Source organism: Colwellia asteriadis (assembly GCF_039523295.1).
Classification (GTDB): Bacteria; Pseudomonadota; Gammaproteobacteria; order Enterobacterales; family Alteromonadaceae; genus Colwellia; species Colwellia asteriadis.
Genome location: NZ_BAAAFA010000003.1, coordinates 68,556 through 90,412 on the forward strand (window position 1 = coordinate 68,556; position 21,857 = coordinate 90,412).

A 21,857-nucleotide genomic window follows, 5' to 3' on the forward strand; every position below is an offset into this window, starting at 1 on the left:
ACTTTTAAAATGAATATTGTCTTAATTAATAACTAAACTTGTTCACTACCCGCAGCCAGCTCAGGCACGGGTAAGCCGCGTAGTGCATAAAATTCTTCAACAAAGGCGTCTAATTTACCTTGCTCTATCGCATCACGCAAACCTTGCATTACTTTTTGGTAGAAATGTAAATTATGTAAGGTATTCAATTGTGAGCCGAGTATTTCTTTACACTTATCTAAGTGGTGTAAGTAAGCGCGTGAATAATTCTTACAGGTATAACAATCACATGTAGGATCTAACGGGCCAGTATCAGTTTTATGGCTTGAATTTCTAATTTTAATCACGCCAGTATTCACAAATAAGTGACCGTTACGAGCATTACGCGTTGGCATTACGCAATCAAACATATCAATACCACGGCGTACACCTTCAACTAAGTCTTCAGGCTTGCCTACTCCCATCAGATATCGGGGCTTATTTTCAGGTATCAAGGGCGCGGTATGATCTAATATGCGTACCATGTCTTCTTTTGGCTCGCCTACTGATAAACCGCCAATCGCATAACCGTCAAACTCAATCGCTTTTAAGCCATTAATTGATACTTCACGCAAGTCTTCATACATACCACCTTGCACTATACCGAACAATGCTGATGGGTTATCACCATGAGCGTCTTTTGAGCGTTGTGCCCAACGTAGTGACAACTCCATTGAGTCTTTTGATTCTTTGTGCGTTGCAGGATATGGCGTACATTCATCAAAAATCATCACCACATCTGAGCCTAATGAACGTTGTACTTCCATTGAGCGTTCAGGGGTCAGCATAATTTTTTCGCCATTCACTGGCGAGCTAAAACGTACGCCTTCTTCGGTAATTTTACGCATTTTGCCTAAGCTGAATACCTGAAAACCACCTGAGTCAGTTAAAATTGGTTTATCCCAGTTCATAAAACCATGTAAACCACCATGCTGCTCAATAATATCGGTACCAGGGCGTAGCATTAAATGAAAAGTGTTACCCAAAATAATATGAGCGCCAGTAGCGTCAACTTCTTCAGTTTTCATACCTTTTACGGTGCCATAAGTACCTACAGGCATAAATGCAGGGGTTTCAACTACGCCACGGTCAAAGGTCAAACGACCTCGACGAGCTTTACCGTCTTTATTCAATAATTCGTATTTCATTTTTTCTCCTAGCCCACCAACGAAACAGATCGGCGGCATATTTTCATCGTAATAACCACTATTAAGCTATTACGGTTAATGTTAATTCTATTTATTTAACAGGTCTTGCTTGTCTTGCTTAGTCAAAAACATTGCATCACCATAACTAAAAAAACGGTACTGCTCTGTTATAGCGTGTTGGTATGCTTTCATAATATTTTCATAACCTGCAAAGGCACTTACTAACATCAGTAGCGTTGATTCTGATAAATGAAAGTTAGTCACTAGGGCATCAAGCACGCGAAAGTTATAGCCTGGTGTAATAAATATATCGGTATCACCATAAAATGCTTGTAGTTCAGTGCCTTTTTCGGCCGAAACTTTAGCAGCACTTTCTAACGAGCGCATTGAGGTTGTACCAACACCAATAACACGACCACCGCGAGCTTTAGTCGCGGAAATTTGTTGAACCACTTCATCAGATACTTCTACATACTCAGCGTGCATTACATGGTCAGCGATTTCATCAACTTTCACAGGTTGAAAAGTTCCTGCGCCAACATGCAAAGTAACAAACGCTAACTCAACACCTTTGGCTTTAATTTGCGCTAATAAAGCTTCATCAAAGTGCAAACCTGCAGTTGGCGCTGCAACCGCGCCGGGCTTTTCATTATAAACGGTTTGATAACGCTCTTTATCGCTATCTTCATCAGGGCGATCAATATAAGGTGGCAAAGGCATATGGCCAATATTTTCTAATACTGAAAGCACCGATTGTTCTTCTGAAAACTTCAGTTCAAACAAAGCACCATGTCGCGCCATCATAGTGGCTTTAATTAAGCTACCACTGTGATCGGCACCTTCAATTGCACCTAATAATATTTCATTGCCAACTTTTGGTGATTTGCTTGCACGAATGTGCGCAAGTGCTGTGTGTTGATCAACAATACGTTCAATTAATACTTCAACTTTACCACCACTGCTCTTTTGACCAAAAAGTCGCGCAGGAATCACTCGAGTATTATTAAAAACTAATAAATCGCCAGCATTTAATTGCTCGACAATATCAATAAAACGACCATCAGTAATATCACCAGAATTGCCATTAAGTGTCATTAATCGACTACCGGTGCGCTCGGCTTTTGGGTAACGAGCAATAAGCTCTTCAGGAAGATCAAAAGAAAAGTCAGAAACACGCATAATGGGGACAATTACTCATTTTAAAAAATGCGTAATTTTAGAGCTGAGCGCCACTGATAGCAAGTTAAATAAGCGATTGTGACTCGCTATTTCACTAATAGCGGTGCTAACTGTAAAGTAAAGTTGCTATTCGTCATATTATTACTCGTGATAACTAACATTTAGCAAAAGTAGCTACACTCGCATTTATTTTCGCGTATGCTTATTTTCACCTATGCTGCTCTCTTTTATGAAGGTTAGCGCTATAACATAATAATTAACGAGTGTGACTGATGATGGATAAACTATCTCTCGATATAGCTTCTCATATTATGCGAAGTTTTAATCGGCATATTGAAATTTTCTCCGAGTTAACTCGCTCAGCCCAACAGCGCTTTCAACAATGCCAATGGCGTGAAGTACAACAAGCAGCCAAAGAAAGAACTACCTATTACGAACAACGCGTTCAAGAAACCTTAACAGTGTTACAGCATGACTTTTCAATAAAAAATCTTGATAGCGAGTTATGGTTACAAGTAAAACGCCATTATTTAGCTTTACTAGCACGCCATCAACAACCTGAGTTAGCCGAAACCTTTTACAACTCTGTTTTTTGCAACTTATTCGAGCGTAAGTACTACCATAATGATTATATTTTTGTAAAAAGTACTGCAAAACGCTTAGAACAACTGCCCTCACCAAGTATTTACACTAGCTACAAACCAGAAAAATCAGGCTTAAAGGCTACTATTTGCCATATTATGAATAGCCATAAAACCACGATTCCTTTTGAAGATTTAAATCGTGATGTAGAAACGCTTATTCGTGCTTTTAAGAAACAAGCACGAAAAACACGTTATCAACTCTCCGAATTACGGTTTGATATTCTCAACTTCACTTTCTACCGCAACAAAGGTGCATATTTAATTGGCCGAGTATTATCACCAGCAGGTGAAACCCCTTTTATTATTGCGGTACTCAATAATGAAAAAGGCGGCTTATATTTAGATGCGCTATTAACCAGCAGTGAAAGTATGGCAATAGTCTTTGGTTTTGCGCGCGCTTACTTTTTTGTTGATTGCACACACACCTATGCACTAGTGAACTTTCTTCAAGGATTAATGCCCCATAAAACCAAAGCAGACTTGTATTCGGCCATTGGGTTTCATAAACAAGGTAAAACGGAATTTTATCGTGATTTTTTACATCACTTAACTCACAGTGAAGACAAGTTTGAATTAGCCGCAGGTATTAAAGGCATGGTGATGTCGGTATTTACTCTGCCCTCATACCCTTATGTTTTTAAAATTATTAAAGATAAGTTCTCTCCGAGTAAAAGCATGTCAAGGCAAGACGTTAAAGATAAATACCGCCTCGTAAAACTGCACGACCGTGTTGGCCGCATGGCTGATACCATGGAATACTCTGAAGTCGCCTTTCCTAAAGAGCGTTTTAATGAGCAATTACTTGCCGAGTTAATGCAAGTAGCTCCCTCATTAATACGCTACGAAAATGAGTTAATTATCATTGCGCACTTATATATAGAGCGCAGAATGACGCCATTAAACTTATATTTAGCGGATGCACTCGCTAATAAAAATGACTCGGCCATTAATGAAGCACTACGAGGTTATGGCGATGCAATAAAACAATTAATATGTGCCGATATTTTTCCAGGCGACATGCTATTAAAAAACTTTGGTGTAACCCGCCATGGTCGCGTGATTTTTTATGATTATGATGAAATAGCATATATGAATGAAATTAACTTTCGTGTGAAACCCAAAGCAGTGACCGCCGAACAAATATATGCTGCTGAGCCTTGGTATAGTGTTTTGCCCGGTGATATGTTTCCTGAGGAGCTCGCGACCTTTGCATTAGCCAATCCACGTTACCTCAAAGCATTTAAAATTCACCATGAAGATTTATTAACAGCAAGTTATTGGCAGCATTGTCAACAACAAGTCGCCAACGGTATTTATGAAGATGTTTACCCCTACCCCAATGAAGAGAGATTTTGTTTTTTACGCAAACTAACCGCAGCAAAGCAAAAGAACACTCGGCACCGAGTGTAAAACGCATACTTTAAAGCCGCTTTGTTGCTTATTTGTTCGAACAGTCGTCAATTATAAAAAAAAGCTAATTTTAAGCTTTACCTTTGGTTCGCTATCAGTATAATTCGAATCTGTTGCAGGGGTGTAGTTCCAATTGGTAGAACAGCGGTCTCCAAAACCGATGGTTGGGAGTTCGAGTCTCTCCACCCCTGCCATTTTCTCTTCTGTATATTCTTATACTTCCCCTAGATTTATTTATCCATTACTAATACTTTAATCTTCTTAATACATTAATTTACTTGATTTTTCTTTTATTTTTCCTTGTTCTTTCACTTGGCGTCTTGCAAAAGTCCCTTTAAAATTCTACTTTATTTCTAGCTAACACCACTTTATCGCTTTGCGCTTAATAGCCGCATTTTGACTTATTGCTCGAACGCTATACGTTAACGCCTTAATCTGTCATGATACACCCCATAATTAACCTTACTTTTCACTCTTTTTCAGGCACATTGATAAGCTTTATTTATGGCTATTAACACTCGACAATTTGATCAATTAACCGAAATGGGAATATCGCTTTGGCAAAAGCGTACTAAAAAAACAGAGCAAAACCATGCACAAGTAACGACTCACTACAAAATGCCCAACCTAGAGTCATTAACTAACAACCGCTGTTTTAATGATATTCTCTTAGCAATAGACTTGAGTATTGGTGAAGTAACTCAACAAGAGCAAAGCCTTAACTTAGGGTTATTTAATTGGTTCTTTTTCAGTAATGACGCTAATGCTTCAGTAAACCAAGAAGATAAAACTGCTGAGATAACTTATCGCGACAACCAACTATTCACACCAAGCATTAACGAAATAGCTAACTCCCCGACATTAAAAAAAGCACTGTGGCACACTCTTAATACGGAAATTTTATAAGCTCATTAAATTATGACAAAAAACACTAAAACTAACATACTGCGCTTTAATAATATTAACACGGACGATATGTCGGTACTTATGCCGATAGAAGAAGCATGTCACTCGCACCCTTGGAGTGAAAAAACCTTTAATAGTTGTATCGGCGGTCGCTATTTTGGTGAATATGCTCAAGTAAGCAACACACAAGACTGCAGCGAAATTATTGGTTTTTATGTTGGTGAGTACATTTTAGGTGAAGCGACCTTAATGGACATTTGTGTAACACCAAACGAACAAGGCAATGGTTATGGCAAACAGTTGTTATGGCAATTTTTAGCGCAAGCTAAAGCTCAAGGCGCCACTAAAGTATGGCTAGAAGTACGCGCTAAAAATATTAGTGCGCAAATGCTTTATATGAATGCTGGCTTTATTGAAGTTAATCGTCGTACTGGCTACTACCCAAGTAGTAGCGGCTTTGGTTATGAAGACGCTATTGTAATGTCGCTAACCTGTTGATTTAAAGTTTCAATACAAGTTTCCTTAAGCTAGCCTTATGCTGTAAATATACAGTGTCGGGCCTTGTGATTTTAGGTTCAGTCGATTTTAGGTTCAGCCGATTTTACATTCTTACCTAAAATCTAAAACCTAAGCTTAGAACCTGAATCTAAATCTGAAATCTGAAATCTGAAATCTGAAAAACATACAAAAGCGTTTAACACTCAGCAACTAACAAGCTACAACTAATACTCTGCAACTAACAAGGCTTCAAACTCTTGCGCCGTTACAGGTTTAGCATATAAATAGCCTTGATAAAACTCACAGCCTTCCAACTCAAGTAACTCCCGCTGTGCTTCATATTCAACCCCTTCAGCGACTATTTTCATACCTAAGTTATGGCCTAGCTGAATAATAGTACGCACTATCATATGGTCGCGATCGTTATGCACACAATCGTCAATAAAGCTCTTATCTATTTTTAAAATATCTAATGGTAACCTACCTAGCTGGCTCAATGATGAGTACGCTGTGCCAAAGTCATCGAGTGATAACTGAACACCTAGTTTTTTAATTTCGCTTAAAATTTTAACGTTATTATCAGGGTCATCCATAAACCAGCTTTCTGTTTGTTCTATCTCTAAACGCTCACCAGCACAGTTAGCATTTGCCAGAGCACTTTTAACAACATTGATAAAGTTACTATCGGTTAACTGCACCGACGAAACGTTAGCAGCAATACTGGTTAGGTGTGGATAAGCTTGCCACCTAGCACTTTGCAAGCAAACTTGTTCGAGTACCCATTGTCCTATAGGTATAATCGCTAAACTAGCTTCAGCAATAGGAATAAACTCCATGGGACTAATTAAACCATACTTAGGATGCTCCCAGCGGATTAACGCTTCTGCTGAATGAACTCTACCAGTGCTTAAACAAACTTTAGGTTGATATAGTAAAAATAATTCATTGTTTACTATCGCTGTTTTTAAAGCATCTTCAAGTTCATAACGTCGTGTTGCGGCTTCCATAATTCGGGTGTCATAAAACGAGTAACAATTACGCCCCTTTTCTTTTGACTTATACATCGCCAAATCAGCATTACTGTATAAGGTTTCAATTTCAACAGCGTCTTGTGGGTACAAAGCAATACCAATACTCGATGAAACGAAAAACTTTTTAGTAGATACTCGATAAGCTTGCTCAGAAAAAGCAATTAATTGCTGCGCTAACAATTGGCTTTGTTGTGATAAGGTGTTTTTATCATCGCTGCTCAGAATAAAAGCAAACTCATCGCCACCTGTTCTAAAAGCAATAGCATTACCATGGCTTATTTTATCTAACCTTATTGCCATTTGCCTTAACACTTGATCACCCGCTAAATGCCCTAATTGATCATTTATCTTTTTAAAGTCATCTAAATCAAAAGTTAACAATGCGAAACCTGACTGCTCATTTTTTTTATGTCGCTGTTGAAATATAGTCATATACTCCATGAACTTTTTACGGTTAAACAATCCGGTTAAATAGTCTGTATAACTGTCAAGTTTAAAGTGCTCCATTTGCTTTAAGGACTTTTGTTGAAAATAGGTCATGATGGTCGCAAATGAGCTAATAACAATAAGCTCTAACCCATCTTCAATAAGATCAGATAATTCATGATCTGCCATTGAGGGTAAGTAAGCGCTTAATAAACCAAAAGCAATAAAAATAGGCCACATGGAGCCAGGTAAAACAAATAAAAAAATCAGAGGGATCAATAAATACATTTCTTCAATGGATTCAAGATCGTTTGGAAAAACAATACCGCTAACGACAATAATAACAAAAGCGACCAAACTTGACGCTTGACGAATATCGTAGCCAATGTTTAGATACTTACTAAAATAAGCAGCCAATAATAATACGCAAGCAACACTGTATGTGACAACAGGAGCAAATTCATGATGCAGTGCTAAAAAAGTACTATAAACAATACCTAGCAATAATAAAAAAATACCGGCTAGAAGAAAATTAAAGCCATCCTGATTTTTATTCATATAAATAGCTCTTTAGAAAACCCACATTAACCTTACGTCAATAACTTGTGATTTTCTAGGTCTTTTCTGTCCAAAATAACATGTTGTAGCAAATAGTTAGCTATAAATAATTGAATTATAGAAAGCGGCTTGGTATTAATTTCACTATAAAGCAGATATTTCTCACTCTTTGAATGACTTTAGTGAGCTAAATTCGTTATAATGTCGAGTTTATTATTGCTACTATTTTAACGTCTTCATTTAAGGGTTCCTGCATGTCAGTTCAACAAAAGCAAGTCGATCTTCGTCGCACCTTTGCTATTATTTCTCATCCTGATGCGGGTAAAACCACCATCACTGAAAAAGTTCTTTTGTTCGGTCAAGCGCTACAAAAAGCAGGTACGGTAAAAGGTAAAAAATCTGGTCAGCATGCAAAATCAGACTGGATGGAAATGGAAAAAGATCGTGGTATTTCAATTACCACCTCAGTAATGCAGTTTCCTTATAATGACTGTTTAGTAAACCTGTTAGATACCCCTGGTCATGAAGACTTCTCTGAAGATACCTACCGCACCTTAACAGCGGTTGACTCTTGCCTAATGGTGATTGACGTTGCCAAAGGTGTTGAAGCCCGAACCATTAAATTAATGGAAGTCACGCGTTTACGTGATACGCCAATTATTACCTTCATGAACAAGATGGATCGCGATGTGCGTGACCCAATGGAAGTGATGGATGAAGTTGAAGACGTACTTAAAATTAAATGTGCTCCTATTACTTGGCCAATTGGCATGGGTAAAGAATTTAAAGGCGTTTATAATTTAGTAACTGATGAAACTTTTTTATACCAGTCTGGCCAAGGTCATACTATTCAAGAAGTTCGTATCATCAAAGGGTTGGATAACCCTGAGCTAGACACCGCGGTTGGCAGTTATGCCGATGATTTACGTGAAGAGCTTGAGCTAGTGCAAGGTGCATCACACGAATTTGATTTAGACGAGTTTTTAGCTGGCGAATTAACGCCAGTATTTTTTGGTACGGCATTAGGTAACTTTGGTGTTGATCACATGCTAGATGGCTTAACTAAATGGGCACCTAAGCCACTACCTCGCGAAACAGATTTACGTAAAGTTCACGCCGAAGAAGAAAAGTTTTCAGGCTTTGTTTTTAAAATTCAAGCCAACATGGATCCAAAACATCGTGACCGTATTGCTTTCATGCGTATTTGTTCAGGCAAGTATGAAAAAGGCATGAAAATGAAGCAAGTACGTTTAGGCAAAGATGTAAAAATTGCCGATGCGGTAACCTTTATGGCTGGCGATCGTTCTAATGTTGAAGAAGCTTTTGCAGGCGACATTATCGGTTTACACAACCACGGTAGTATTCAAATTGGTGATACCTTTACTTCGGGTGAAATGATGAAGTTTAGTGGCATTCCAAACTTTGCTCCAGAAATGTTCCGCCGCATTCGCTTACGCGATCCTTTAAAAGCGAAACAACTACAAAAAGGCTTAATACAACTATCTGAAGAAGGTGCGGTACAAGTATTCAGACCTTTTATTAACAACGATATGATTGTTGGCGCGGTTGGTGTATTACAGTTTGAAGTAGTCGTGCAGCGCCTTAAAACAGAATATAAAGTTGAAGCGATTTATGAGCCAATTAGTGTTGCAACTGCACGCTGGTGTACTTGTGATGATGAACGCACTTTAGAGCAATTTAAAAAGAAAGCGGGTGATAACTTAGCGTTAGATGGCGGTGATAACTTAACTTATATTGCGCCTACTATGGTTAACTTGTCGTTAGCGCAAGAGCGCCATCCAGATATTAAGTTTCACTCGACACGTGAACACTAATTTTTGCGGCATTGTCGTCTGAATTTTATCAAGTCACTTAGGACACTAAGCTCCCTGATAAAATTCATTGCCCGCTTTGCTAAAATCCAATTTAGTTTGCAAAACCGAGCTTGCCAATATGGAAGCGTTAAGAAATAAAATTTGCTCTGTGCTAGCTCTGATAACAATATAGCACCGTAGAGTTTTTCAGCCGAGTTACTGATGGTAGTAACAGCGATTTTCATAAGCATGGATGCTTATGTTAAGCCCCATGGATGAGTTTACGCGTATCGCTTGTTTACCTCAGTTACTAGAGAAACCTACCGAGCTAAGTAGAAAATAAACGAGACATAATATGAATATTAAACAGATCCTCTCTGAAAAAGTTAGTGCAGCAATGACTGAAGCGGGTTTGCCTGCCGATACTAATCCTGCCATTAGTTTATCTAACCGTGTTGAATTTGGTGATTACCAAGCTAATGGCGTCATGGGTGCAGCTAAAAAGTTAAAAACCAATCCTCGTGAATTAGCCACTAAAGTAGTTGAACAGTTAGACTTAAACGGTATTGCGAGTAAAGTTGAGCTAGCAGGCCCTGGTTTTATCAATATTCACCTATGCCAAAACTGGTTAGCAGCGCAGCTTGCTAACGTAGCGCAAGATAAATTTATTGGGGTAACACAGCGTGCCACTCCACAAACGGTAGTAGTAGATTACTCTGCGCCTAATTTAGCCAAAGAAATGCACGTAGGTCATTTACGCTCAACCATTATTGGTGATGCGGTAGTACGCGCATTAGAGTTTCGCGGTGATAAGGTTATTCGCCAAAACCATATGGGCGATTGGGGCACACAATTTGGTATGCTTATCGCGCATTTAAGCGACAAACTTGCGGGTAATGAAGTGGCTGAAACCGCCCTTGCCGATTTAGAAAATTTTTACCGTGAAGCAAAAATTCGTTTTGATAACGAAGAAGGTTTTGCTGATAGAGCACGCGCTGATGTGGTTAAACTGCAAAGTGGTGACGAGCAATGTGCCAAGCTTTGGCAGCAATTTATTGATATCTCTATCACTCATAGCGAAGAGATTTACGCTAAGCTAAATGTGTCATTAAAACGTGCTGATATTATGGGTGAAAGCGCCTACAACGATGACTTATCAACTGTGATTGATGAATTAATGGCAAAAGAAATTGCCGTTGAAGACCAAGGTGCTAAAGTAGTTTTTATTGAAGAAATGGCTAACAAAGATGGCGAGCCATCAGTCTTTATTGTACAAAAATCAGGTGGCGGTTTCTTATATGCCACCACCGATTTATCTGCCTGTCGTTACCGTAGTGGTAAATTAGCCGCAGATCGCATTATTATTTTCACCGACGCACGCCAATCACTGCATTTTAAGCAGGTAGAAATAGTTGCCCGTAAAGCTGGCTTCTTACCTGAAAGTGTTGGTTACCAGCATTGTCCATTTGGCATGATGATGGGGGATGATGGTAAGCCATTTAAAACCCGTACTGGTGGAACCATTAAGTTAGCTGAATTGCTTGATGAAGCCATTGTTCGTGCCAGCGCCTTAATTAAAGAAAAGAACCCTGAAATTAATGACGATGACTTAAAGGTTATCTCAGAAAAAGTTGGTATTGGCGCAGTTAAGTTTGCCGATTTATCGAAAAACCGTACCAGTGATTATATTTTCAACTGGAAAACAATGTTAAGTTTTGAAGGCGCGACAGCACCTTATTTACAGTACGCTTACTCACGTATTCAAAGCATATTTTCAAAGGCAGAAAATTCAAAAGCTGACGCATTAAGCAGTGACGCAAAAATTAATATTGTTGAGCCACAAGAAAAAGCCCTAGCGTTAAAACTGTTACAACTTGAAGATGTTGTTGATGCGGTGATCAGTGAAGGCACGCCAAACTTGCTATGTAATTATTTATACGAATTAGCGAGTCTTTATATGAGCTTTTATGAAGCCTGTCCTATTCTTAAAGACGGCATTGCAACTGAGGTAAAAGAGTCTCGTTTAGCACTTTGTCAGTTAATCGCTAAAACACTTAAGCAAGGCCTAGATATTTTAGGCATTGAAGTCATGGATCGCATGTAAAAGCGACTAAAAGCTGTTGAGCTTTCAAGAAAGCTTAACAGCCCTAAGGGTAGTGAATAGATGAAATTTACTGATAGCCATTGCCACTTAGACGATAAAGTATTTACCGCACAGTTGCCGACGCTGTTAACACAATGTCGGCAACTTGCTATTAACCGCATTATTATTCCCGCAATACTTCCTGCTAATTTTGATAGCGTTTTAGCGCTTCCTAAGCAGCATCCTAAGGAAAAAACACAGGTATCTCTTTACCCTTGTTTAGGCATTCATCCCTGGTTTTTAGATAAGTTAACCGATATCCACCTCGAACAGCTTGCTAATAAAGTAGCGCAAACGCGCAGCGATATTATCGCTATTGGTGAAACCGGCCTTGATGGCGCTATTGCTAAAAAAGCCCCAGAGCATGGTCAATCAATTGAAGATAACTGGGCTAAGCAATATCAGTTTTTTGATTTTCAACTAAATTTAGCCAAAGCAGAGCAATTGCCCGTGATTATTCACCATAGGCAATCACACGATAAAATAGTCCCGAGGCTGAAAAAATATCAGTTATCAAAAGCGGGGATTATTCACGGTTTTTCTGGTAGTTATCAGCAAGCTAAAAGCTATCTTGATTTAGGTTTTAAACTCGGTATTGGGGGCACTATTACTTACCCCAGAGCCAAAAAAACCATCAATGCAATAAAGCGCTTACCTCTTGAAAGCTTAGTTTTAGAGACTGATGCACCTTCAATGCCAATCAGTATTGAAGCAGGTGGTGTTATCGGTCAGCCTAATAGTCCAGTCCATATTATTAATGTGTTTCAGGTGTTGAGTGAGATCAGAGCTGAAAGTGCTGAAGTAATAGCTACGCAACTAGAAAAAAACCTAGACGACATGTTTTTTAGCAAATAGCTTGTATTAACTGACATAGAGGCTGCTAATTAACTCTTTGTACGTATGACTAACCTTCCCTCTTACTCGCGCTAATATTTTCGCTTGAACTGCTAGCAGCGCTTAAAGCAGGCTTATTAACATCAGCACTATTAACATCACTACTTTGTTGGCTCTGGGCAATTATCTTTTTCTCACGTTCAATAGCTTTTTTCAAACGGTAACTACGGCGACTAAAGCGATTAAAGCCGCGTGTTAATAAAAAACCAACAAAACCAGCTAACAATAGCATTAATCGAAACAGCGCCTGTTGGTCTTCATCCGCCTTGGCAAGAATATCAGTCAAGTAAGACTGCTCAATGGTAAAGCGCAAATAGCCTAGTAATTTATCTGTTCGTATTTCTTGCACAAAAGGGGTATACCGATCACTCGTATTATTTTCCCCTAAGGTAATACCATATAAGTCATTAATACTTTTTGCTTGTTGTGCTGTATTTACCAGTCTTTCATCTTGATTTTCTGCAGACTCGTTATCTTGCTCAATAAGGGGGTTATTATTGTTAGTGTTAATTATTTGGCTAGACGCTATAAGTAAACCAGTAGGGTCATACAGGTGCACTTGTTTAATAAAATCTACTTCATTCAAGCCATTAATGTAAGTTTGTAAGGTCTCTTTATTACGTTGATTACCGTCATATTCTTGCGCCATTATGGTGGCGGTCCCTACCGAAGCTTGCTGTAACTGCTGTTTAGCAATGTAGTTAAAATGCTCCGCTAAATTATCTCGATTTTTAATACCTGTTGCCTGCCACATGTTCATCAGCACGACTATAAGCAAAATAGCACTAGCTAATTGCAGAATTTTATTATAAATCGACGATAATTTAGGGTATAAAGGCTGTTCGGCTTGCTTCATAAAAAATCAAAATAACTATATAACAAGTTGATAGTGTCACTATAGTGAGATTGTTAACTGATGTGAAGTTTATTATTTTTACTTATACCTATAAAAGAGAGTTAACGTGTCTTTTTCTGCCAATGTTTTACCCCTTTCACTTGAACAGTATTTATCACAGCAGCCAATTAACCTACCGGTTAGTTTTAGTCTTAATGAGCAAGCTATCGATCTTATTGAAGTAAATGCAACACCAACAACTCAATCTATTGAACTTGTTGTATTTTCGCAAACCAGCTTACAACAATTATTAGCGCTACAAAGCTACGCTGTTCTTTCGATAACAGCCCTTCACCAAGCGAATACCCGTAATAACTTAACCAGTTATCGTTTTTATGTAACCTGCTCAGACTTTGATCAAGCAAGAAAAGCTGTTGCACAATTTGCTTTAGAAAATAAGATTGAGGCCGCATTATTACAAAATGTGCCTTGTTTAGCAGAGCCCGGATTACTGGTAATGGATATGGACTCAACCACCATAGAAATAGAATGTATTGATGAAATAGCTAAATTAGCGGGTGTGGGCGAGCAAGTATCTGAAGTAACCGAGCGTGCCATGTTAGGTGAGCTTGATTTTGCACAAAGCTTACATCAACGGGTAGCAACCTTAGCTAACTCCCCTGAAAGTATTTTAGCCGCTGTTGCCCAAGATATTCCGCTAATGGCTGGCTTAGAAAAGCTTATTACTGAGCTTAAAAAACATCAATGGCGCATTGCGATAGCGTCAGGCGGTTTTACTTATTTTGCCGACCACCTAAAAGATACTTTACACTTAGATGCTGCTTTTGCTAATACTTTAGAGATTGTGGATGGTAAGTTAACGGGTAAGGTACTCGGCTCAGTGGTCGATGCACAAGTTAAAGCTGACTCACTTGCCATTTTAAGTGAGCAATATCAAATTCCGCACCAACAAACCGTTGCTATGGGTGATGGCGCTAATGATTTAGTGATGATGGCTGCAGCGTCGTTTGGTGTTGCATTTCATGCTAAACCCATTGTTTTAGCCCAAGCAGATGCTAGCATAAACCATCAAGGTTTAGATTGTTTGCTACACTGGTTGGCATAACGCTTAGCCATAGGCTGAAATTAATAATGTGCGCTTAGCTTTTATTGTTAAGCACACATTATTCAACCATAATAGCTTTATGCATTAAGCTATCGCCAATAATTGATTTCTTAACAAAGTTTCTTGAGTCATATCACACAGTTGCACTAAGCCTGCCACACTAAATATCTCTTGCTCTAGCTGTTTTCCTCTATGTATAGCGTATGCGCTTATATAGCTAAGCTCAGCATGTAAATGCTCTATTTGTGGCTCCATACTACGAGACAACCTGACTTCTAAGGCATAAAATTGACCACGCATTAACGCTTTCTTGATGAAAAATCGCTTTAATTCAGGTGTTTCAAACTCACTAGCCAACCTAACAGATACCGCTTTATCAACCTGCTCCACGTTAGGGTTAATGGTAATATAAGCCAACTCATTAACTGACTTATCTCCCGGCAGTATCTTCTTTAGCTTTTGATCTAACAAATTCATTATTTGCAAGTTACTAAGCAAGGGATAGAGGTTATAACGATTAGCTTGGTCACTTAACTCCAGCATGCTACTTAATAAGTTTTGTTCACTTTTCGGGGCATTTTGATGTGCATATTTACCTAAAACGAGGGCTTCTACTTTATAGCGGCTACCGCTGGTTTGCACCATAGCGCATGGTATCGATAAATTAACCGCATACAGGGTCCTTAGCGCTGATGACAAACCGGGAGTAAGCATTGCATATTCATCTGGGGTGAGTTTATGCTTATTTTTCTCAATCAATAGTTTAAAGAAAGAGCGCCCAATATGTTGATGTTCTTTTACTAATACACGTAAGTTCACCGTGGTTTTTTCTTTATTAATACGCACCACTTTATAAGGGAGTGCGTTAAGATCAAATGCCGACGTAATTTTTTGCAAATCAGGAAAACTTAGTGACACTATGTCGCCCGCCGATAGCATTGCGGGCGCATCAAGTTCAATCTTCAAACCCGACATTGAAAAGTCGGCAGAAACACCAGACCACTTAACAGACTGACATTCTATAATTGCTGGGGTTTTATATTTAAAACGCAATTCTTGACGTTGTTTACCATAGTTAATAGCTATTTCATCTACGGTTATCGCGCTAGTTAAACGTTTATGTCCAAACAACTTTAATTTAGCGAGGTCAATCCCCTCATAAGATAACTGTTTATATTCATCAACACGCGCTTCACTCGTTAAATCTAACGCTGAAACAACTAAAGGCAGTTGGGCAATTTTTTCTTCCACCTCGGGTGTTAATGGTAAATTAAGGTAACTTTGCTGCTTAGTTTCAATATTTGCCGTGGTATAAGGAGAGTAGCCTTGGTTAGACGTAACCTCACGATAGCTTAAAGCGGTAATAGCAAAAGAAGCTTTCGACGCAGCAAAAGCAACAAATTTCACAAAGAAGTCTTCATCACTCATTCTTTGCTGATCATCCATCGAATAAAAGAATTTTGCTCCTTGGTGTATATGAACAAAGCTAAAAACAAGTAAATTACGCCCTTGCTCTTGAGCTGTTTGCATGCGCGAAAAGCGCTCTTCAGTAATTAAAAAATTTAAGGTGGAATTTTTTCTCTCATCACGCCAATAATGATAACAATCTTGATTATTAACGGTAGTTAATGCATAACGAGGTAAGAAAGATTTATTATCCTTGGCCATGAATACAGGCAATTCATTAATTTTTAATAACGTGAATTGCTCAAATATTCTCGCCTGTAATGCGTTAATAGTATTATCTAAATTCACTTTATATCGGCGTTTATGCCCTTGAATATAGCCATGTAAAAAACGAGAGAAACTATTTTCATCTTCATCTATACGCTTTAGTCCAACAAGTTGCATAGCTTTATCGCAAAAAACATTCTGAACTTGATAACTAAAAACACTGTCTTTAGTAAATTGAAAATCTTGCTCAAAGCCGGTAAAAAAAACATTTACTACATCACCGTTTGACATCGGGGCTTGGTTAATTAACTTAATTTTTAGGCCTGTGACACTAATATCTACACTAGTAGCTTCTATAACACGTTTATTGTTTAGCGTAATTTCAATCGCAATAGCGAAGTTCATCCGCTCTTCAGCCCTATTAGGGTAATTATCAAAGTAATATAAGCTGGCAGGATATTGTGTTTTATCAATAACATTGGTTGGCGAAGGCACTTGTGTTTGCGCAAGCGCATTATCAGCACTCCATTGTTCTGCTTGGTAAATATTGCGAAAATTATTCTCGGTGTTTTTTACCGCCTCATAAACGCCAAAGGTATAACCGCCATAAATTTCAGCATGTTCTTCAAATACTCGAATAGCAATATCATCTAGAAAATGGCTTTGCCCTTGATAGTCAAATAGCTGACATTCTCCATCAACCAAACCACGCAAATCTATACCTCGGGTACAGGGGCTGCCCAAGCGCTTTAATTCCATTTTTAGCAGAAACTTTTCGGTTTTGGGGATGTGTCCTGCGGCAGCTGCAAATTTAGTATCAAAATTAGCTTTATTAGCAAGGCCTCGAAAAGCATCGATAAGCGATTGGTGCTTGGAAAAATCTTTATTCATAGAAATTCTTATTAATTATTTTAACTACGGAGATAGACACAACTATTTAACTTAGACAATGACAGTAAAATCATTATAATTTGCTGTCAATAAGTCATTAATAATCGTCAAAAATATAACGATTATTAACTAAGCAAATATTACACCAGCTACTTCGCATAATAAAAGAAAATAAAGGATTAACATGGCTAAAACAAAAACAGCTTATGTTTGTACTGATTGCGGCTCAGAATACGCTCGCTGGTTGGGGCAATGTACCGACTGCAAAGCTTGGAATACCATTTCAGAGTTTAGACAAGCTAAAGCGCCAGCTCGCGGCGGTAACTTTGCCGGTTTTGCGGGTGCTACAGAAGCCAAAGTACAAACCTTAGATTCAATAGATTTAACTGACTTACCTCGTTTTAGCTCTGCTTTTAGCGAGTTTGATCGCGTACTTGGCGGCGGTATTGTACCTGGCAGTGCCATTTTAATTGGTGGAGAGCCTGGCGCAGGTAAAAGTACCTTATTATTACAAACCATGTGTACTTTAGCTGAGCAAATGCCAGCACTGTATGTTACCGGTGAAGAATCATTGCAGCAGGTAGCTATGCGAGCAAAACGCTTAGGGCTACCTACCAATAAATTGCAAATGTTATCTGAAACTAGCGTCGAAAATATTTGTAATATCGCCGCAAAAGAAAAGCCGCGCATTATGGTTATTGACTCAATTCAAGTAATGCACATGAGTGATATTCAATCAGCGCCGGGGAGTGTCTCACAAGTTCGAGAAAGCGCCGCGTATTTAACCCGTTTTGCTAAGCAGCATCACGTAGCGATGTTACTGGTTGGCCATGTAACCAAAGATGGTTCACTGGCTGGCCCTAAAGTACTAGAACACTGTATTGATTGTTCTATTATGCTTGAAGGTACCGCCGACTCTCGTTACCGTACTTTACGTGGTAATAAAAACCGTTTTGGTGCTGTCAATGAGCTAGGTGTATTTGCCATGACTGGGGCCGGTTTAAAAGAAGTTAAAAACCCGTCAGCTATTTTTCTCAGCAGAAGTGATGAGCAAACACCCGGCAGTGTCGTTATGGTATTATGGGAAGGAACGCGGCCATTATTAATTGAGATTCAGGCGCTGGTTGATCATTCCGCATTAGGTAATCCAAGACGTGTTGCCGTAGGCGCTGATCAAAACAGGTTGTCAATGTTACTCGCAATATTACATCGACATGGTGGTTTGCAACTAAACGACCAAGATGTTTTTGTCAATGTTGTCGGTGGCGTTAAAGTGACCGAAACAAGTATTGATTTAGCCTTAATTTTGGCATTAGTATCAAGCTTTAAAAACACTGAACTGCCGCAAGACTTAGTTATTTTTGGCGAAGTGGGTCTTTCGGGTGAAATACGCCCAGTTCCAAGTGGACAAGAACGTATTAATGAGGCCGCTAAACATGGCTTCAAGCGTGCTATAGTGCCTTTTAATAATATGCCAAAGCAACCCATTCCTGATATGGAAGTTATTGGCGTAAGAAAGCTAAGTGATGCCCTTGAAGTGATTTAACTATAACGGCTCCCGAGCTAAAATACTAAGCAGCTATTTGCAAAATAACAATATTCATCAAACATTTAAAAACTGAAATCTATTTATGAAATTTACTGTAAAAAAAGCACTACTCACTCTAACTTGCTCTTTAATATTACCATTAAGTGCCTATGCTGCTGAATCTAATGAGTTAGCAACATCAGCCAGCATTACTGCTGAAAGCGAAAAAAAATTAACTATAGAAAGAATTTTCAGCGCGCCTTCATTAAACGGGCAAACACCCAAGTCATTAAAATTCTCACCTGATGGTAATCGCGTGACCTATTTACAAGGTAAAGCCGATGATTTACACCGTTACGACTTATGGGAGTACAATTTAGCGAGCAAAGAAAACAAGCTGTTGGTTGACTCACAAGCCCTTTTTAGTGGTACTGAAACCTTATCTGACGAAGAGAAAGCACGTCGTGAGCGCCAACGAATGTATGGCTTTGGTATTATGGAATATCAGTTTTCGGCAGATGGCACTGCCTTGCTATTTCCACTAAATGGTGACATCTATTATTATCACATTGCCACTAAAACCTCGAAACGTTTAACGCAAACTGAAGGCTTTGAAACCGATGTAAAATTCTCTCCAAAAGGAAATTATGTTTCTTACATTCGAGAGCAAAACCTTTATGTCCGCCATATAAGTTCGAATAATGAACGTCAACTCACCAAAGATGGCGGTGGCGTTATCAAAAATGGCATGAGTGAGTTTGTTGCCCAAGAAGAAATGGGACGAATGACGGGCTATTGGTGGTCACCTGATGAAAAACACCTCGCTTTTTTACGTGTTGATGAATCACCGGTACAAACCGTTATTCGCAACGAAATCTACGCTGAGAACATTGAATTAATTGAACAACGTTACCCTGCCACTGGCACTAATAATGTGCATATTCAGCTTGCAGTTACTGATATTAAAGGTAAAAAAACACGCTTTATTGACACTGGTGACAACAAGGATATTTATATCCCTAGAGTAAAATGGTTAGCCGATAGCGAAAACTTATCTTATCAGTGGCAAAGTAGAGATCAAAAAGAACTGATTTTAAAGACCTACAACCTTAAAAAGCGTAAGCAAAAAACCTTATTAACCGAACAGTCAACGCATTGGTTAAACCTACATAAAGACTTATATTTTTTAAAAGATAACAAATCTTTTATTTGGGCATCAGAGCGCGATGGCTTCAAACACTTATACCATTTTGACCTTAACGGTAAGCTTATTGCGCAACTTACTAAAGGTTCTTGGGTTGTTGATTCATTAAAATATGTTGACGAAAAGAATGGCTGGATTTATTTCACTGGTCGAGCAGACACCCCATTAGAGCGTCATTTATATAAAGTACCACTTGCTGGAAAATCACCAGAGCAAGTACAACGTTTAACAAAACGTAATGGCTTTCACAGCATTAGCTTTGCTGCAAAAGGTGGCAACTTTATTGATAGCTTCTCGAACATAGAAACACCAACGCAAGTCAGTTTACACGAGAAAAATGGTAAGCACATTACTTGGCTAGCTGAAAACAAAGTGACTAACAACCACCCTGTAGCACCTTACTACAACGACATTGTTATGCCTGAATTTGGCTCATTGAAATCAGATGACGGTCAAGCAACTTTATTTTATAAACTTTACAAACCAAAGAACATGCAACCGGGTACCAAATACCCAGTAATTGTTAAGGTGTACGGCGGTCCTCATGCTCAGCGCGTTACTAACAAATGGCAAGGCGCAGATATGATTCAATACATGGTGCAACAAGGTTACATTGTGTACCAACTTGATAACCGTGGTTCAAACTATCGTGGTACTGCCTTTGAGTTTCCTATTTATGAAAAGTTAGGTGATATTGAAGTTAACGACCAAATTACCGGTGTTAAATTTTTACATACTCTACCGTACGTAGATAAAGAACGTATTGGTATTTATGGTCACTCATACGGTGGTTATATGGCATTAATGACCATGTTTAAAGCTGGCGATTACTTTAAAGCAGGCGTTAGCGGCGCACCTGTTACCGATTGGCTATTATATGACACTCATTACACTGAACGCTATTTAAACCACCCTCAAGTGAACGCTCAAGGCTATGAGCAAAGCAGCGTATTCCCTTACATTTCAGGTTTAAATGGCCCACTAATGGTTTATCATGGAATGGCTGATGATAATGTGCTATTTACCAACACCACAAAATTAATCAAAGCAATGCAAGATGAGAATAAAATATTTGAATTAATGACTTACCCTGGCAGTAAACACAGCATGCGCGGTAAAAAAGTAAAAGTGCATTTAAACAATACGATTATTGATTTTTTCGATCGTCACTTTAAAAAACCAGGTTAATTTATTAGCTTGAAGCAATAATGAAGTAATAATCAGGCAATAAAACAATTTAATATTAAGGGAAAATAACCTCGTTATTTTCCCTTTTTTATTGCCGAGGCTCTTCCAATTTAACGCTAATTTTTAGCTAAATCAACCGAAAAAAACACCTTATTCTCAGGTTACATTTAATTGCAATTAACTAACATTTTATTGTTGCATTTTTATGAATGAAGGAGGAATATGAAGATGTAAACAGAGTTAAAAACAAGTGAAAGATAATTAAAGAGGTACGACTATGAAAATTAAAATTTCTGGACACCACGTTGAAATCACTGAAGGTATCAAGCAGTCTATCGAGAATAAGTTTGCAAAAATCTCTAAGCATTATCCGTCAATAATGACGCTAAATTCAACCATTACCGTTGAGCCGCATCAGCAAAAACTTGAAGTAACAACCCTGTATGAAGGAGAACAAGTTACCGTTAACGCGTCCGATAAGCAGTTGTATGTAGCTATCGCTAAAGTTGCTAAAAAACTCCAAGTAGCCCTTGCTCGTCGTAAAGGTGTTTTATCAGCCAAATTCCATGATAAGTTTGTTGTACCGCAAACAGACTTATATCAGTCAAGTTAAGTATTAACTAATAGCGATTAAATTCAGGAGCATAAAATACCTGCCCAGCTTTCATAATCGCATTGTTTTATAAGCTTATAGCTCACAAAAAAGGCTTCATTATTTACTATAATGAAGCCTTTTAAGTTT

Annotated in this window: 15 protein-coding genes and 1 tRNA gene; 11 read left to right on the top strand and 5 right to left on the bottom strand. The window is 38.5% G+C overall.

What is annotated here, in order from left to right; genetic code table 11:
- Positions 1-32: 32 nt before the first annotated feature.
- Positions 33-1,166, bottom strand: coding sequence for a tRNA guanosine(34) transglycosylase Tgt (tgt, locus tag ABD005_RS05150; RefSeq protein WP_343815767.1), 1,134 nt, complete (start codon positions 1,164-1,166; stop codon positions 33-35).
- A gap of 87 nt (positions 1,167-1,253) precedes the next feature.
- Entirely contained in the window at positions 1,254-2,345 is a 1,092-nt protein-coding gene (queA, locus tag ABD005_RS05155) for a tRNA preQ1(34) S-adenosylmethionine ribosyltransferase-isomerase QueA (protein WP_343815770.1), read from the bottom strand.
- 272 nt (positions 2,346-2,617) lie between these two features.
- On the opposite strand from queA, the gene aceK reads away from it, so the two are divergent.
- From aceK to rimI, 4 genes are all read left to right on the top strand, one after another.
- Entirely contained in the window at positions 2,618-4,399 is a 1,782-nt protein-coding gene (gene aceK / locus ABD005_RS05160; RefSeq protein WP_343815773.1) for a bifunctional isocitrate dehydrogenase kinase/phosphatase, read from the top strand.
- A 117-nt stretch (positions 4,400-4,516) separates the two neighbouring features.
- A tRNA-Trp gene (locus ABD005_RS05165) sits at positions 4,517-4,593 on the top strand.
- Positions 4,594-4,903: 310 nt separating this feature from the next.
- A complete protein-coding gene (locus ABD005_RS05170; protein ID WP_343815776.1) occupies positions 4,904-5,305 on the top strand; it encodes a DNA polymerase III subunit psi in 402 nt (133 codons plus the stop codon).
- A 12-nt stretch (positions 5,306-5,317) separates the two neighbouring features.
- Complete coding sequence (gene rimI / locus ABD005_RS05175) at positions 5,318-5,803, top strand: ribosomal protein S18-alanine N-acetyltransferase (RefSeq protein ID WP_343815779.1); 486 nt, start codon at positions 5,318-5,320, stop codon at positions 5,801-5,803.
- Positions 5,804-6,027: 224 nt separating this feature from the next.
- Here the strand turns inward: rimI and ABD005_RS05180 are convergent, their stop codons facing one another.
- Positions 6,028-7,818: a putative bifunctional diguanylate cyclase/phosphodiesterase gene (locus ABD005_RS05180; protein ID WP_343815782.1), complete on the bottom strand. Its 1,791-nt coding sequence runs from the start codon at positions 7,816-7,818 to the stop codon at positions 6,028-6,030.
- Between the two features lie 254 nt (positions 7,819-8,072).
- Between ABD005_RS05180 and prfC the strand changes: the two genes are divergently transcribed.
- The 3 genes from prfC to ABD005_RS05195 all read left to right on the top strand — a co-directional run bounded on the left by prfC (position 8,073) and on the right by ABD005_RS05195 (position 12,630).
- Complete coding sequence (prfC, locus tag ABD005_RS05185; RefSeq protein WP_343815785.1) at positions 8,073-9,653, top strand: peptide chain release factor 3; 1,581 nt, start codon at positions 8,073-8,075, stop codon at positions 9,651-9,653.
- A 334-nt stretch (positions 9,654-9,987) separates the two neighbouring features.
- Entirely contained in the window at positions 9,988-11,736 is a 1,749-nt protein-coding gene (gene argS / locus ABD005_RS05190; protein ID WP_343815788.1) for an arginine--tRNA ligase, read from the top strand.
- 60 nt (positions 11,737-11,796) lie between these two features.
- A complete protein-coding gene (locus ABD005_RS05195) occupies positions 11,797-12,630 on the top strand; it encodes a TatD family hydrolase (protein ID WP_343815791.1) in 834 nt (277 codons plus the stop codon).
- A 49-nt stretch (positions 12,631-12,679) separates the two neighbouring features.
- Here the strand turns inward: ABD005_RS05195 and ABD005_RS05200 are convergent, their stop codons facing one another.
- Positions 12,680-13,525: a hypothetical protein gene (locus ABD005_RS05200; protein ID WP_343815794.1), complete on the bottom strand. Its 846-nt coding sequence runs from the start codon at positions 13,523-13,525 to the stop codon at positions 12,680-12,682.
- Positions 13,526-13,631: 106 nt separating this feature from the next.
- Here ABD005_RS05200 and serB point away from each other — a divergent pair, with 106 nt between their 5' ends.
- The gene (gene serB / locus ABD005_RS05205; protein WP_343815796.1) at positions 13,632-14,630 is read left to right on the top strand and encodes a phosphoserine phosphatase SerB; all 999 of its coding nucleotides are present in this window, start codon (positions 13,632-13,634) and stop codon (positions 14,628-14,630) included.
- 84 nt (positions 14,631-14,714) lie between these two features.
- Here serB and ABD005_RS05210 read toward each other — a convergent pair whose 3' ends face one another.
- Positions 14,715-17,195 carry a PilZ domain-containing protein gene (locus tag ABD005_RS05210; RefSeq protein WP_343815799.1) on the bottom strand — a complete coding sequence of 827 codons (2,481 nt, stop codon included), beginning with the start codon at positions 17,193-17,195 and terminating at the stop codon, positions 14,715-14,717.
- Between the two features lie 184 nt (positions 17,196-17,379).
- Between ABD005_RS05210 and radA the strand changes: the two genes are divergently transcribed.
- The 3 genes from radA to hpf all read left to right on the top strand — a co-directional run bounded on the left by radA (position 17,380) and on the right by hpf (position 21,728).
- Positions 17,380-18,741: a DNA repair protein RadA gene (gene radA, locus ABD005_RS05215; RefSeq protein WP_215980843.1), complete on the top strand. Its 1,362-nt coding sequence runs from the start codon at positions 17,380-17,382 to the stop codon at positions 18,739-18,741.
- Between the two features lie 85 nt (positions 18,742-18,826).
- A complete protein-coding gene (locus tag ABD005_RS05220) occupies positions 18,827-21,115 on the top strand; it encodes a S9 family peptidase (RefSeq protein WP_343815803.1) in 2,289 nt (762 codons plus the stop codon).
- Positions 21,116-21,392: 277 nt separating this feature from the next.
- The gene (gene hpf, locus ABD005_RS05225; protein WP_215980840.1) at positions 21,393-21,728 is read left to right on the top strand and encodes a ribosome hibernation-promoting factor, HPF/YfiA family; all 336 of its coding nucleotides are present in this window, start codon (positions 21,393-21,395) and stop codon (positions 21,726-21,728) included.
- Positions 21,729-21,857: the final 129 nt, after the last annotated feature.